This is a genomic window from Rickettsiella endosymbiont of Dermanyssus gallinae, from assembly GCF_019285595.1.
Taxonomy (GTDB): domain Bacteria; phylum Pseudomonadota; class Gammaproteobacteria; order Diplorickettsiales; family Diplorickettsiaceae; genus Rickettsiella_B.
The window spans coordinates 543133-556069 of sequence record NZ_CP079094.1 but is presented as its reverse complement, the minus strand read 5'-3'; the positions used below and the strand labels follow the sequence as shown (position 1 = coordinate 556069).

General features: G+C 36.2%; 18 protein-coding genes and 1 pseudogene. 4 read left to right on the top strand and 15 right to left on the bottom strand.

The features are described 5' to 3' along the window. Positions 1 to 13: 13 nt before the first annotated feature. The 9 genes from KX723_RS02795 to KX723_RS02755 all read right to left on the bottom strand — a co-directional run bounded on the left by KX723_RS02795 (position 14) and on the right by KX723_RS02755 (position 3885). Positions 14 to 505 carry a ribonuclease HI family protein gene (locus KX723_RS02795; protein WP_218814571.1) on the bottom strand — a complete coding sequence of 164 codons (492 nt, stop codon included), beginning with the start codon at positions 503 to 505 and terminating at the stop codon, positions 14 to 16. Positions 506 to 516: 11 nt separating this feature from the next. Beyond that, complete coding sequence (locus tag KX723_RS02790; protein WP_218814570.1) at positions 517 to 672, bottom strand: hypothetical protein; 156 nt, start codon at positions 670 to 672, stop codon at positions 517 to 519. Between the two features lie 13 nt (positions 673 to 685). Then, positions 686 to 1543 carry a phage recombination protein Bet gene (gene bet / locus KX723_RS02785; RefSeq protein WP_218814569.1) on the bottom strand — a complete coding sequence of 286 codons (858 nt, stop codon included), beginning with the start codon at positions 1541 to 1543 and terminating at the stop codon, positions 686 to 688. Next, positions 1527 to 1997: a hypothetical protein gene (locus KX723_RS02780; protein ID WP_218814568.1), complete on the bottom strand. Its 471-nt coding sequence runs from the start codon at positions 1995 to 1997 to the stop codon at positions 1527 to 1529. The genes bet and KX723_RS02780 overlap by 17 nt, the downstream gene beginning before the upstream one ends. Before the next feature lie 83 nt (positions 1998 to 2080). After that, positions 2081 to 2251: a hypothetical protein gene (locus KX723_RS02775; protein ID WP_218813323.1), complete on the bottom strand. Its 171-nt coding sequence runs from the start codon at positions 2249 to 2251 to the stop codon at positions 2081 to 2083. Then, on the bottom strand, positions 2248 to 2640 hold the full coding sequence (locus KX723_RS02770) for a YqaJ viral recombinase family protein (RefSeq protein ID WP_218814567.1): 393 nt from the start codon (positions 2638 to 2640) through the stop codon (positions 2248 to 2250). Before KX723_RS02770 ends, KX723_RS02775 begins: the two co-directional genes overlap by 4 nt. A 207-nt stretch (positions 2641 to 2847) precedes the next feature. Further along, entirely contained in the window at positions 2848 to 3258 is a 411-nt protein-coding gene (locus KX723_RS02765; RefSeq protein ID WP_218814566.1) for a hypothetical protein, read from the bottom strand. After that, positions 3251 to 3481 carry a hypothetical protein gene (locus tag KX723_RS02760; RefSeq protein WP_218814565.1) on the bottom strand — a complete coding sequence of 77 codons (231 nt, stop codon included), beginning with the start codon at positions 3479 to 3481 and terminating at the stop codon, positions 3251 to 3253. The genes KX723_RS02765 and KX723_RS02760 overlap by 8 nt, the downstream gene beginning before the upstream one ends. Continuing rightward, positions 3481 to 3885 carry a hypothetical protein gene (locus KX723_RS02755; RefSeq protein WP_218814564.1) on the bottom strand — a complete coding sequence of 135 codons (405 nt, stop codon included), beginning with the start codon at positions 3883 to 3885 and terminating at the stop codon, positions 3481 to 3483. The genes KX723_RS02760 and KX723_RS02755 overlap by 1 nt, the downstream gene beginning before the upstream one ends. A gap of 368 nt (positions 3886 to 4253) precedes the next feature. On the opposite strand from KX723_RS02755, the gene KX723_RS02750 reads away from it, so the two are divergent. Genes KX723_RS02750 through KX723_RS02740 form a run of 3 tightly spaced genes read left to right on the top strand, consistent with a single transcriptional unit; the run spans position 4254 to position 5676 of the window. Beyond that, entirely contained in the window at positions 4254 to 4439 is a 186-nt protein-coding gene (locus KX723_RS02750; RefSeq protein ID WP_218814563.1) for a hypothetical protein, read from the top strand. 56 nt (positions 4440 to 4495) lie between these two features. Then, entirely contained in the window at positions 4496 to 5404 is a 909-nt protein-coding gene (locus tag KX723_RS02745) for an Rpn family recombination-promoting nuclease/putative transposase (RefSeq protein WP_218814562.1), read from the top strand. Between the two features lie 32 nt (positions 5405 to 5436). Next, positions 5437 to 5676 (top strand): hypothetical protein, encoded by a 240-nt coding sequence (locus tag KX723_RS02740; RefSeq protein ID WP_218814561.1) that lies wholly within the window; start codon positions 5437 to 5439, stop codon positions 5674 to 5676. A gap of 291 nt (positions 5677 to 5967) precedes the next feature. Here the strand turns inward: KX723_RS02740 and KX723_RS02735 are convergent. Then, positions 5968 to 6579, bottom strand: a pseudogene (locus KX723_RS02735) (CatB-related O-acetyltransferase). Positions 6580 to 6694: 115 nt separating this feature from the next. Here KX723_RS02735 and KX723_RS02730 point away from each other — a divergent pair. After that, the gene (locus KX723_RS02730) at positions 6695 to 8059 is read left to right on the top strand and encodes a hypothetical protein (protein ID WP_218814560.1); all 1365 of its coding nucleotides are present in this window, start codon (positions 6695 to 6697) and stop codon (positions 8057 to 8059) included. 28 nt (positions 8060 to 8087) lie between these two features. Here KX723_RS02730 and KX723_RS02725 read toward each other — a convergent pair whose 3' ends face one another. The 5 genes from KX723_RS02725 to hflD all read right to left on the bottom strand — a co-directional run bounded on the left by KX723_RS02725 (position 8088) and on the right by hflD (position 12918). After that, a complete protein-coding gene (locus tag KX723_RS02725; protein WP_218814559.1) occupies positions 8088 to 9353 on the bottom strand; it encodes an ATP-binding protein in 1266 nt (421 codons plus the stop codon). Between the two features lie 42 nt (positions 9354 to 9395). Continuing rightward, the gene (locus KX723_RS02720; RefSeq protein WP_218814558.1) at positions 9396 to 10085 is read right to left on the bottom strand and encodes a PAS domain-containing protein; all 690 of its coding nucleotides are present in this window, start codon (positions 10083 to 10085) and stop codon (positions 9396 to 9398) included. A gap of 45 nt (positions 10086 to 10130) precedes the next feature. Next, positions 10131 to 10913 carry a hypothetical protein gene (locus tag KX723_RS02715; protein ID WP_218814557.1) on the bottom strand — a complete coding sequence of 261 codons (783 nt, stop codon included), beginning with the start codon at positions 10911 to 10913 and terminating at the stop codon, positions 10131 to 10133. 50 nt (positions 10914 to 10963) lie between these two features. Continuing rightward, on the bottom strand, positions 10964 to 12112 hold the full coding sequence (locus tag KX723_RS02710; protein ID WP_218814556.1) for a PAS domain-containing sensor histidine kinase: 1149 nt from the start codon (positions 12110 to 12112) through the stop codon (positions 10964 to 10966). A 173-nt stretch (positions 12113 to 12285) separates the two neighbouring features. Next, positions 12286 to 12918 (bottom strand): high frequency lysogenization protein HflD, encoded by a 633-nt coding sequence (hflD, locus tag KX723_RS02705; protein WP_218814555.1) that lies wholly within the window; start codon positions 12916 to 12918, stop codon positions 12286 to 12288. Positions 12919 to 12937: the final 19 nt, after the last annotated feature.

Here is a 12937-nt window from a genome sequence, read left to right as displayed (position 1 = left end):
ACCGGTTTAGTAATTAATCTTCTGGTTGAATTCTAAATTCAACACCTGCCTTTTTAAGTTCTGCCTTTGAAAGTTCATCGGCAATATCATTTTCATCTCTAGGTATCCATTCCAAGTGGATATCTGTAAAGTTCTGTAAAACCTTTTTAGCTTTCCTGGCAACAGGAATATAAAAACCTTGGCGCATTTTCCACTGTACTTTAGATGGATCAGGGTTCATTTGATTGATAACTAACTTTGAATCACCATAAATGGTAATAGATTCATTCTCATAGCTCTGAGATTTAAGATATTCTAAGATGGCTAAAAACCCAGAATATTCAGCTACGTTATTTGAGGTCATCTTTTCTTTCCCTTTAATGGGTACAAACAACTCGGAACATTCCCATATTCTTTCTTCATTTTTAAAAATCACTGCACCGTAGCTCGCAACTCCACCTGGATTAATGGGTTCGCAGCAACCATCAAAGTAGGCAATGAATTTGTTTTTATTTTTTTTGTTCATATCGAAACCTTTTAATGAAATAAATGAATTAAGAAATTAGAAAAACCAAAGATAACAGCTAATCCCAATGCAAAAAGTACATCTCTTTTAAACTGAGCAAACTCTTTCTCTAATCGTTCTAGTCTTTGAATGATTCGAAATTCACTGTCTTGATTAAACATATTCATATTATTATTCCTATTAATTAGCTTGTCTTCTTATCAGCTCTTGATCCGCCAAAGACTTATAGTCTTGATTATTGGCAGACAACCATTGCAAATAATTTTCAGGTATTTCATCCATTGATTTACCTTTGTATTTGCCAATTGGCATAATGGGTAAACCTTCGTCTACTATCTCTTCATGCGCTTCTTCAGTAATAATTTCTTGCGTTTCAGTAGCTGAAATATTTAAGGCTTGTTTAAGCTTATCAACACCATTTACTGAGGAAAATTCTAAAACCTTATCGGTATCTAATATTTCCGTTTTTCCTTCCATTTCTTCATACGTGACTGTTCCGCCTAGTTCTTCTGGAAAAGCTTTGCGAAGTGCCTGTGCTTCCGTACATTTAGCTAATTGACCGTAGGGTCTTTTTAGCCACATTTTATTAGGTGCTAAAGTATCTTTGCTTGCCGTGGCATAATTTTCCTTCCAAAGTTCACGCGCTTCAAATTCAGCAATATGGCCATTGACTAATTTTTTTGCTTTAAGATAGCACCACTCCGGGTAAGTGACTTCTACTCCATCTAATACCTCTGTTATAGCTGGTCCAAATTCTGGCACAGTCAAGCCAATGTATTGACCGGTACGATGGGCTGTTATTCTATACAAGGCTATACCTGGCATAACAACATCGCGGTAATAAGAACGGTTTATGTTTTTATCTGTAACGTACATGGGAACAATATGGGCGACCTTTAATAAAGGATCTAAGTTTTTAGCCTTACAATAGCTATAGATCATCTTTACACTTTCCTCTTTAGCACCTGGATAAATACTGTTCTTTAACGCTAAAAATATCTCTTGATTCTCATCACTATTTTTAATTGGCAAATTCATATAAATTCCTCTCAACAGTTCTAAGTAAACGATAACCAGCTTTGGTTGCTTTAAACGTAACAATGGGTTTTCCAGCACACTGAATACCGGATGTTTCACCGATATAAAGCGTTATTTTGTCATTGAAATTCTTCTCTTCCTTTTCAAGTTTCTTTTTCTCTAGCTTTATTTCATGGAGTTTTTTAGCTGACTCCATCATTTCTAGGGTCGCTTCCTTGTAAGCGCCATTATCTTGAGGATAAAGCAGAGAAATATCAGCTCGATTGGATGGGTCAGGTGGCTTATTAGCTAAAACATGCTCATGCCAAAAGTATTTTTCTTTTTCTATTAAGGCTTTAATAATGGCTTCATCGCGTTTCACTTCAAAAGTCATCAACCGATTACCACCTACCAAAGCCGCTATATAATCTAATCCATAGCCCGTAACCGCTAATTGGTGTTGAATTTGTGTCATGTAATGCAACAAGTGAGTCGCTATGCTCCCGAAGAATTTCGGCCATCGTGTCCCCGAAATTCGTTCGCATGACGCGACTGAAATTAGGCCGCGATACGTCCTGCGTCCGGCACGCACTCACTCCTTCGGAGTTCATGCCCGTGCCTCCCACAAATGACTTTACGGCGTGATGCGTTTCCTGCTTCGCCCGTCAACGCACGCCTATCGCGGGCTCTTCGACTTCGCATTGCTTTCACAATGCTTTCCTGTCTCATCGAGGGATTTGATCTGTTCCTTCATCGCCCCATTGATAAAACTTAAACGATCGTTCGCTGACATTTTTACATTCAACAATTTCATCCTTACCAACAACTTTTCTATCCAGATGTGCAATCATCCATGGATAGTCAGGATGTTTTAAGGTTTGTGGGACTTCTTCGAGAGAAATCCCTTTAATGTCAGAAAATAACTGGGCAATACTGTCTTCTAATACACTCCCGATATGACGAGGATCATTGCAAGAAACTTCTTCCTCTTCACTTTGACCCATTTTATCCAGCCATAATTGATACGGAGTGCAGTAAGGATTAAGTCCTAATAGGCTCGCTACATCACTACTACCGATGCCTTGTCTTCTTGCTTGTCGTTGTTCGGCTGTAATCATATTCCCTCCTTCTTTTCTATTCCGAGAGCGAACCCGATAAATTTTTTCAGATCAGATTGACTTCGATTCCATGCTGGAATTTTTTTAACACTATCTTTTGATGATGATTCCCATAACCGAGCATATTTAGGGCTTAATGGCTTTTTATACTTTATGAACTGAACAATCTCCCAAACACAATTATCAAAATCTCTATAAGAGGAAAATTTAAGCATGTTTCATTCCTCCTTTCTTTGTGTTTATTTGTTGCTCAATTGAGTCATTAATATCGCCAATAAAATGCTTATTAGACATAAAACTATTGAGAAGATAATCAGACAAATCATTCAGACTATCTTGAGAACCTGCATTTAAAAGGATATGAAAAAGATATTTTTCTATTCTGTAATTCTGGTCATAATATGAAAAAATAGAATCTTTTTCGGCTTTGACAATTTCTAGCGCGAGATTGTATTTTAAGCTTTTAGGTAAATCGTTATAGCTTTCATAACCCTCTGCAACCGCCTTCATAATAAGCCGATCATATTCCTTCGTTACACACCAGATGCTTTGTCCCACCGATTCAGCATTACCTGAACCTAGGGAGTTTCCAACTGCTAGATGTTGTAGATTAGGCATGGGTCACCCCCTTTAATTCTTTTTTTATGGATTGGTAGAAAAGATTCAGAACGGCACTATGATTGACGACTAAAATGTATAATTTTGTAAAATGCTCAATCGATATATCGTTTTTATAGAATCGATCGGTTTTATCCCAATGCGTTTGTACTTGATAGACAAATTCCTCGTCTTTTTCTATTACCTTGTTCAATAAATTATTAATTAATTGATAACGGGACATTATTTAATCTCCTTTTCTAAAGCGGAGGAATAAGTCTCAAAACCATCGTATAGGGCTAAATTATGGGATGTATCTAATAGAAGATTTCTTAATTTAGTCAGATCATCAGCCGCTTCTATCAGAAGGTCTGCACCTTGTTTTTGACAAAGGTATAAGGATTGAAGAGAAGGATAGGGATTAATATCAACATCCAATGCATTATGCGATTCTTCAATACCTATCTGGAATGATTCCAGAAACATCTCTAATGCTTCGATTAAACTGCCAAATTGAAGACCCTTTTTAGTGTCCTTTAATTCATCAATTAAGTCCTTTATATGAGCTGATATTTGGTAGCATTGCGATAGATAATCACTTGCTGCTTGTCGTAGATGGACGGATTGATTTAAACTGATGTTAGCCATGGTTTACTCCTCGAAAGTAGATTGTGGTTAGTGGTGCGCAGGGTGTTCTAGACCTTACGCGCCACGCTCTAAATAAATTCTATTATTTCTTCATAATATTGATTAAATTGATTAATAAGAAACTCTGTATGATTCCTCCTACAACTACTGTAGTCAAAATCGTAGTATCGAAAAAATAGTTCATAATATTCTCCTTACTTAGTTATTCTAGCCCTTATGGATATCAGCGCCTGGGCTACTAGCTTTCTATTCATAACAACTTATTTAAGTTGTATAAGTATTTTAAGTTTTATAAGGTGTTTAGTCAAGACTTTTTTATTGTCATAAGTTATAATACTTATTCCATATATCTAAGTAGTTTACATTTTATGACCAAGAAGGCCTCGAGCAAAGATTCGTTTGATAACGATAAAATAGTTAGAATAACTTTTGATGTTCCTTTATCTTTAAGAAAGGCCTTTAAATTGAAGGCTACAGCTGATGACAAAGAAATGAAACAGGCTTTTTACGAGCTAATGCGAGGATATGCAGATGGGAAATTTAAACTTAAATAATTTTACAAATTAGATAAGATTTACTTTGCCTAATTCTTAATAAGGAATAATAAAAATTGACCATCAAAATCCATGATCCACATGACCGCTTATTTCGTAATTTTCTAGCTGACATTAATAAAGCAAAAGATTTCTTAGAAACCTATTTACCAATAAATATAAAGGAACAATGTGATTTTTCCGCTTTGACCTTTAAACCTGGTTCATTTGTTGAAAAAGATTTAAAACATCATTTCTCAGACATTCTTTACTCAATCAAGATAGCAGGAACAGAAGGCTATATTTATACCCTTATCGAGCATGAAACTACGCCTAATAAGCTTACTCCTTTTAAGCTGTTGCGTTACCAAATAGCCATCATGAAACAGCATTTAGACCAAGGTAACAAAACCTTACCTATAGTCGTCCCTTTGCTTTTCTATAGGGGGAGGAAGAGCCCATATCCATTTAGTACAAACATCGTAGATTGTTTTGAAAACAGGGAGTTAGCTCAAGAAATATTCTTAAAACCCTATCCCTTGATTGATATTACTGTCATACCAGACAATGAATTGCGCCAGCATAAGGGCATCGCCATTTTAGAGCTTGTTCAAAAAAACATCCATCAAAGGGATGCACTAGAATTTATAAAGGATATTTCCCTACAAATAGCAAAGAACCTTCTAACACATGAACAGTTCCAAAGTTTATTGTATTATATCAGTCAAGAGGGTGAATCTAAGGATTTTAAGCAGTTTTATTCGACCTTAGCAGAAGCTCTCCCTAACTATAGAGAGGATATTATGACCCTGGCACAACAGTTAAAACAACAAGGTTTACAAGAAGGCCTACAAAAAGGCCTAGAAGAAGGCGAACACCGAAAAGCCATCGCCATAGCTAAAAATCTTCTAAATGATGGAACTTCTCCTCAAGCTGTTCAAAGATTAACCGGATTATCTGAAAAAGAAGTGATGGAACTAGCGTAAAAGTTCTATTTATAAAATAACAAGGAGGTTATATGCGCTACCCTCTTAACCCGGAATTTGATGCAAGACTAAAAGAAGTATTTGATGAAATTGGTTACCCTAAAGAAGGGCAAGAAGTACTTTTAGAACTAATGGATCGTGCTGCTTTAGCTTTTGCTGATAAAGTGTGTTTCCGTATTGCCAAAGACCTATTAGAAGAAGGTCTATCCCCTGAAAAAATTAAACGCATTACCGGTTGTGATGTAGAACAATTTACATCGACTATACATTAGTCATCTTTCTTTCTAATTTACCTTAAAAATCCGTGCGCGACATTTGCGCGACTGAACATGACATCCATGGCCATTATTATACATTTGTAAGGGTCGTCCTGTTTATAATAATGTTGTTTTTTCAATAAGTTACGATCTAAGTGCCTAACTGAAAATCTTTGTGTCGGTGGTTCGATTCCACCTTCGGCCACCAGTAAAATCAAAGACTTATAGAGATTTAAGAAGACATTGAAAAACAGGTGTCGCAATCAGCGATAACCCTTCCCCCTTAAGAGCATCGATATCAGCAAGCTATTGCTCAAACAATTTTTTATCGCCTTCAGCAATGGCTGTTGCCATCTCAGTAATTTTTTCAAATGGCCAGTCCCACCAAGCGAGACGGATTAATTTATGGATCGTTTCGTCATCAAATCATTTGCGAATCAACCTAGCCGGATTACCACCAATAATTGAATAAGGCGCTACCTCTTTAGTTACCACCGCTCCTGAAGCGATAATAGCGCCATCGCCTATTTTCACCCCTGGCATAATCGTAACGTCATAGCCAATCCAAACATCACTTCCAATGACCGTATCACCTTTATAAGTTGGTGTAAGTGGCACAGCTTGCCATTCATTACCAAACGCACGAAATGGAAAAGTCGAAAAGCCATTGCTTGCATGATTAGCGCCATTCATAATGAAGCGTACATTCGTCGCTATTTGACAGAATTTACCAATAATCAGCTTATCGCCAATAAAGTCAAAGTGATATAATACGTTTTTGTTAAAGTTCTCGACATTTTCAGGATCATCATAGTAGGTATAGTCTCCTACGATAATATTTGGGTTCTTCACAATATTTTTTAAAAAGCACAGCCGATCGACATTAACCATAGGGAATTTTTTACAGGGATCAATCATAGATTACCTCTTTCGTCTCGCTTCTTTCTATTAAGGGCAAGTGCTCTTTAATTTTTATTTAATAATAAGCCTGTAGAATCGCTAAAATCATAAATTACGTATTTAGTATATCCGCATGGGAATTCAACAAAAAAATTCATCTCTAGCAGCATTAAATGAAGATGATGAGCTAAAATCTAAATTGTCTAAACTTTTAGGCTACCTCCTCAACGACCCCACAATAGATGAGCATATTAAAGCGTTAACCGCTAATCATAATGGCTATAATCCAAATTTTTTAGATCAAATAACTACAAAAATAAACGTTTATAAAACAATAGTTTATGATAAAGGAAGAAATTTTTCACTTTCATCTAATGACACAACTGCCATTGGCTTAGAAGCGGCTAACATAATTTTTTTCATCCCTTATATTGGATCAGCGCTTTCAATACCTATAAGACCCATGTTATATGCCCTGGATAGGCAAAGAAAGCTAAGACGAACCAGAAGAAAGTTTTTTCGCCTTATAAAGAATGCTGATTTCCTTAAGCTAATCAGCATTCTCCTAACCAATACCCACCAACCAGAATTTTCAACTCAACATAGAGAGCTAGATAAAGCAAGAAAACTTGACGAAAAAATATTTCGTGAATTTTGGCTTTGTTTTAAACATCAAGTTCGCCTTGATAGCCCAGAAACAGAGGATACGCATAAATTCAAATCTTTTTTAGAGGACTTTTCCTCGGCAGCAAAAAAGTTTTACTCTAAAAAGAGTATGGCTATTTTTATGCCTACAAGCCTAGTTACACTTTCAATTATTGGCCTAATATTTTTTTCGCCTGCTGCGCTTGCTTTTTTACCTATCGCACTGACCAGTATTACTCAAAAATTGGCGATTGCTGGTATATTACTTATACCTAGTTTGCATTTTATTGAAGCCGCTGCGCTATTGGCATTAAAAAAAATACTAGACCTTTATGAAGCAGTGATTAACAAAATAAGCCCCGATAATAAAAAGAGCCCTAAACAAGATGAACCGGAGTCAACCCGTGCAATAGATTTAAAAAAATTCTGGATCGACTGTTTATACAACTATCATGAAACTTTAACACCTGATTTAAAACAAAACTTTCAAGAGAGTTTAGACAACCTACTACAACCACTGGAAAAAGAAAAAACGTTAGCTACAGCGCCGATGAAATCGGCCATGAATAAAAAATCAACCTTATTTCAACATGATCATCGCCGCTCTCGTGCAGCGAAAGTTAAAACCCCAACTAAAATGGCAGATGCGCCTGCTGTAGCAAGACAAAAAACGCTACACAGCAACGCTAGAAATAATTCTTCTTTCACTCATACCCAAATAAAACAACCTGCGAACCGTCATGGCAAGTACAAAAAAACTTTCCATGCAAGCGACCTGTTTCGCCGCCCGCCAACCCGAGCTACTGGGGGCTATTCGGCTGAGCATCCGCTTACGCAATGCTTTGCCTTTTAAACAGCTAGTCATTTTTTCAAGATAGCAATTATTCAGCCACAATCGCTTTCATAGCCGCTTCTTTGGTTGCCTCGGCAACTTGAATTAACTGCTGATAAAGTACTTCCATTTCTTCAGGCGACTTTGTTTGTATCGCAGCCGCTAGCTGCTCACACGCTTGTTCTAAACGACTAGCACTGCAATAACTTGCTCCACCCTTCCATTTATGTGCCATGTTTCTAATTGCTAGCCAATCACTCTTTTTATGCTGTTGTTTGATGATCTCTACTTCTTCGTTAAGCCCACTGACCAGTAAATCTAAACATTCTTTTACCACTTCTTTTTTTCCTATAAGCTCAACGGCGCGTTCTATATTTAAAAGAGAAGTAGATTGTAGAGAGTCCGTTGCTTTAGGAACTGCTCTTTGAGACTGGTCTTTATGTGAAATAAAAGCTACTAATATCTCAGCGGCTTTTTCAGGGGTCAACGGTTTATTAAATACCGCATCCATTCCATTGGCCAGACAACGTTGTTTCTTATCATTCTCAACATGTGCTGTTAATCCAATAATTGGTACCGATGGATTTCGTTGCCATTGCTTTAGTCGAATTCGTCGCGTCACTTCACAGCCGTCACTATCCGGTAAACCCATATCCATTAAGATGAGATCATAATGATTTTTTTCTATTTTCTTTATCGCTGTCTTTCCATCAGGTGCAACATCGGTACGGCAGCCAAGTTCTGATAGCACGTTTTGTGCTACTCGTACTGCGATAAAATTATCTTCCACCACTAAAACACGACTTCCATGGGCAGCTTCAACGGCTAACGGTTCATTAGCCGCTCTTCTTTCCGGTAAAATACTCGTTTCTTTTAACTCGTTTGATACTTCTGTATCAATTTTATCTAATAATGATTTTTGAAAAGGTATCACACAAATAAAACTTGCTCCCTTTCCTACATCACTCTCAATATGTATTTCACCATTTAGGTCTTCTATAAACTGTTTAACTACCGACAACCCCAATCCTGTGCCTGGATAAGTACCTTTGAATGACGGTATTAAGCGGGTAAAGCGGTTATAAACTTCTTTATGCTTATCTTGAGGAATACCCATCCCTGTATCACTGACACGTAACTCAATAATGGCTTCACGTTTTTTATCTTGTATTACACGAGCGCTGACTTTAATTGAACTTTCATCGGTATATTTTAGGGCATTCGTCAACAGCTCTAATATAATCCGTTGCACTCGGATACCATCACCTATCAAACAAAAAGGGATTGTCTCGTCATAGTCTAAACTTAACTCCAAGCCTTTTATGACCGCTTGTGGTTTATTCAGTCGTACAATTTGCTATAACGCTTCTTTTAAATTAAATCTATTTTTTAAGACTGGAATTTCACCACTACCCACAGTGATACTTTCCAAGATTTTATTCAAAAACTCTAACAAGGCCTCACTCGATTGCACCAGGCCATCCGCAAATGCAGTCACTTTTGTTGGAAGATCCGATTGCATTTTAATCAGATGCGCACAACCCACAATCCCCGATAAGGGCGTTCGCATGTCATGACGCATGTTTTCTAAAAATTCGGTCTTGGCCTGATTCGCCGCTTCTGCTTTTTCTTTGGCCTTTTTCAAGCTCTTTTCGAGCTTTTTTTGTTTTGTAATGTTAATTGATAACCCTAGTAGACCTTCAACAATCCCTGTTTCACCTTTAAGTGGGGTTTTTATTGATAGGTAATATGCTTGTTCTCCATTTTCATCAAAGCCAATTTCTTCTGCTTGGTACTCTTCTGCGGTATTAAATACTTTTTTATCTAACTCTCCTACCGTTTTCGCTAATTTAGAATCATATAAGTCATAATCAGTTTTCCCCTTAATCTTAGCTTGATCTTTTAAACCTAATACACTTAAATATTTTTTATTACACCAAACATATTTACCATGAATATCCTTCCAATAAATATGACTATTAAATAAATCTAGTGCTTTATTTAAAACTTTATCTATATTTTCTGTAGTTTCTGATTTTTTTGTCATATTAACTTTAAAATTAAATAATGATCGGAACTTTATAGTGATCTGTTAGAGAGCCCTGAACTTTACATTGTCATTTAACCCGTCTTTGTTAAGACTGCTGTAATCAGGCAGCCCATCGAATGGTTTAAGTACACAAGAAAAAGCTTTAAACATAGTAAACTCATTCTTAATAAAGGATATAGAGTTTGTTAATCGGTTTGGATAAACAAGAGAAGTATTTCCAATAGAGACTATGTCTCTATCCCAAACAATAAAGCCTGCACATTCATCTAGCAAACACGTTCTACAGCCTTCCCTATCTTTTTCTATAAATAATTCTTTTTTTCGATTAAAATGTCTTCTTTCAAATTCTATTATGTCCTTCTCTATACTCTCTTTGAACTCATCATTATTATTATACAAATTTTTAATATATCCCATAGCGATATCATAATATGGATGATTTACCCAGCTATCCCATTTTATAAATTCAATTTTACAAGTTAATTTGTCTTCAGCAAGAAATTTACAATCTTTTTCCCATTCATCCCCAAGTTTCTTAGCTTCTCCAAGCATGGACTCAAAACTTACTTTTTTATCAATAGCTAACCTAAAACGCTGAGGTGAGTCCACCACTATAAAACGAACAAGTAGTAATTTTTGAAAGTTTTTTTCTATCAAATTAAGAAATTCTAAAAACATTTTTTTATCGTGATAGGATTGACCAATGCTGATGGGTGCATATAAAATTTTGGTATTTCTCGTATATTTTTCTTTCCTTTTAATTCTTTCCCTTTCTGTTTCTTTTTTTAAAGAAGGTTCTAATACTAATCTAGAATTTTTACTCATATTTTTATTTTAGCTTTAAATAGAATTTATTTTAATTAATCAAAACCATATTAATTCATGCGAAACGTATTTACGCTTGATTCTTCTACATCAGACTCATCTATTAACAACGATTTTTGAAGAGGAACCACACAAATAAACGTTGCGCCCTTTCCCATATCACTCTCAATATGGATTTCGCCACTTAATTCATCGATAAATTGTTTAACCAGTGATAACCCTAACCCTGCCCCCGAAAAAGTACCTCGACATGAAGGTGTCAAGCGGGTAAAACGGGTATAAACCTCATTATGCTTATCTCTAGCGATGCCCATACCGGTATCACTGACGCGTAATTCAATAATCACTTCACGTTTTTTATTTTTTACTAAACAAGCACTAACTTTAATCGAACCTTTATCAGTATATTTTAAGGCATTAGTCAACAGCTCTAATATAACCCGTTGTACACGAAAGGAGTCGCCTATCAAATAAACCGGAATTGTTTCATCATAATCTAAACTTAACTCCAAACCTTTTACTACGGCTTGGGATTTATTCAGACGTATAATTTGCTCTAAAACTTCTCTCAGATTAAATCTATTTTTTAAGACTGGAGTTTCACCCCTAGACACGGAGATACTTTCCAAGACTTTATTCAGAAACTCTAATAAAACCTCACTCGATTGCACCAGATCATTGGCAAATGCAGTCACTTTTGTTGGAAGACCTGATTGCATTTTAATCAGATGAGCACAACCAACGATGCCACTTAATGGCGTCCGTATATCATGACGCATGTTTTCTAGAAATTCAGTCTTGGCTTGATTTGCTATTTCCGCGTTTTCTTTTGCTAGTCTTAATGCTTCTTCAGCTTTTTTTCTTTCAGTAATATCCGTATAAATCCCCAAAACCCCAGGAATGTTACCGTAGACATCGCGTAAGGGAACCTTACTAGTAAGTAATACAGTATCAATGCCATTTACAAGTGTTTGGAATTCTTCAACGTTAAGCTTGGGTTGGCCACTTAAAATAACCTCTTTATCTATAGCAATATAATGATCGCTTTGCTCTTTACTCCAAGGAAGATCATAATCAGATTTTCCAACAATATCTTTAGGAGATTTTAATCCAGCAAGTTTTGCAAATAACTCATTACACCCTAAAAAAATAGAATTTCTATCTTTCCAAAAAACAGTATGGGGAACTGTTCCTTGCAATAACTTTTCTTTTTTTCCAAAAGAAATAGAGTTGCATGAGAAAATTCTTCTGATAACCCAATTTCTGCCATTTTTAATTATCTCTCTAAAACTTTAAAATTATCACATAATTAAATATTTTTGTGTTACGTAATTTTATTACAAAAAATTATCCATCGACTAAATTAATCTTTTTAAGACAACGCTAACAATCGCTTACCGATACCAATCAACTTATTACGCATCAAAAAAAGCTGCCAGCGCGAACCACCCAATTGTCGCCACAGCACCGCCGATCGAACACCGGCTAATAACGCCGCACGTATTTTACAAATCACTTCGGTTTGACTTAAATATTTACCGTGGCCTACTACATGTAAACGATAAGAAAGGCGCCCCACGGTGGACACATAAATATCTGCCAAACTATTAATCATTATTTGAGGCGAGGAAGAAAAATAATTGGATCGATAAGCCGCATGCTTAATCCGTCGGCTTAAGGTTTGTTTTATTTCTGAACTGCGATTCAGCTTACGCTCTAAATGCATTAGCCCTACTAAATAACGGGTCACATCTCTATCACCCATCATTTTGGCATGACCTAATACTTTCACCAGTTCTTGAAAACCCACCTGCAGTGTAGACACTCGGCCATAAACCTGCTCAACACTAGGGGCATCAATTCGGTAAATGGTTTGAATGCTGGCATCAAATACACTATTTTCAACTTGCCCTGTTCTTGCCAAATTCTTAACAAGCGCCGCGGATTGAAAAATACCTGCTAATGCTAAGCTGAGTTCAACTATTTTTTTTTCATTTTTTTGCACGGATAAATTGACTAAATTA

What these genes read in the sequence shown, in the direction of transcription:
- KX723_RS02795 (WP_218814571.1), bottom strand. Translation starts at nt 505, where the DNA reads ATGAACAAAAAAAATAAAAACAAATTCATTGCCTACTTTGATGGTTGC.
- KX723_RS02790 (WP_218814570.1), bottom strand. Translation starts at nt 672, where the DNA reads ATGAATATGTTTAATCAAGACAGTGAATTTCGAATCATTCAAAGACTA.
- bet (WP_218814569.1), bottom strand. Translation starts at nt 1,543, where the DNA reads ATGAATTTGCCAATTAAAAATAGTGATGAGAATCAAGAGATATTTTTA.
- KX723_RS02780 (WP_218814568.1), bottom strand. Translation starts at nt 1,997, where the DNA reads ATGACACAAATTCAACACCAATTAGCGGTTACGGGCTATGGATTAGAT.
- KX723_RS02775 (WP_218813323.1), bottom strand. Translation starts at nt 2,251, where the DNA reads ATGAGACAGGAAAGCATTGTGAAAGCAATGCGAAGTCGAAGAGCCCGC.
- KX723_RS02770 (WP_218814567.1), bottom strand. Translation starts at nt 2,640, where the DNA reads ATGATTACAGCCGAACAACGACAAGCAAGAAGACAAGGCATCGGTAGT.
- KX723_RS02765 (WP_218814566.1), bottom strand. Translation starts at nt 3,258, where the DNA reads ATGCCTAATCTACAACATCTAGCAGTTGGAAACTCCCTAGGTTCAGGT.
- KX723_RS02760 (WP_218814565.1), bottom strand. Translation starts at nt 3,481, where the DNA reads ATGTCCCGTTATCAATTAATTAATAATTTATTGAACAAGGTAATAGAA.
- KX723_RS02755 (WP_218814564.1), bottom strand. Translation starts at nt 3,885, where the DNA reads ATGGCTAACATCAGTTTAAATCAATCCGTCCATCTACGACAAGCAGCA.
- KX723_RS02750 (WP_218814563.1), top strand. Translation starts at nt 4,254, where the DNA reads ATGACCAAGAAGGCCTCGAGCAAAGATTCGTTTGATAACGATAAAATA.
- KX723_RS02740 (WP_218814561.1), top strand. Translation starts at nt 5,437, where the DNA reads ATGCGCTACCCTCTTAACCCGGAATTTGATGCAAGACTAAAAGAAGTA.
- KX723_RS02730 (WP_218814560.1), top strand. Translation starts at nt 6,695, where the DNA reads ATGGGAATTCAACAAAAAAATTCATCTCTAGCAGCATTAAATGAAGAT.
- KX723_RS02720 (WP_218814558.1), bottom strand. Translation starts at nt 10,085, where the DNA reads ATGACAAAAAAATCAGAAACTACAGAAAATATAGATAAAGTTTTAAAT.
- KX723_RS02715 (WP_218814557.1), bottom strand. Translation starts at nt 10,913, where the DNA reads ATGAGTAAAAATTCTAGATTAGTATTAGAACCTTCTTTAAAAAAAGAA.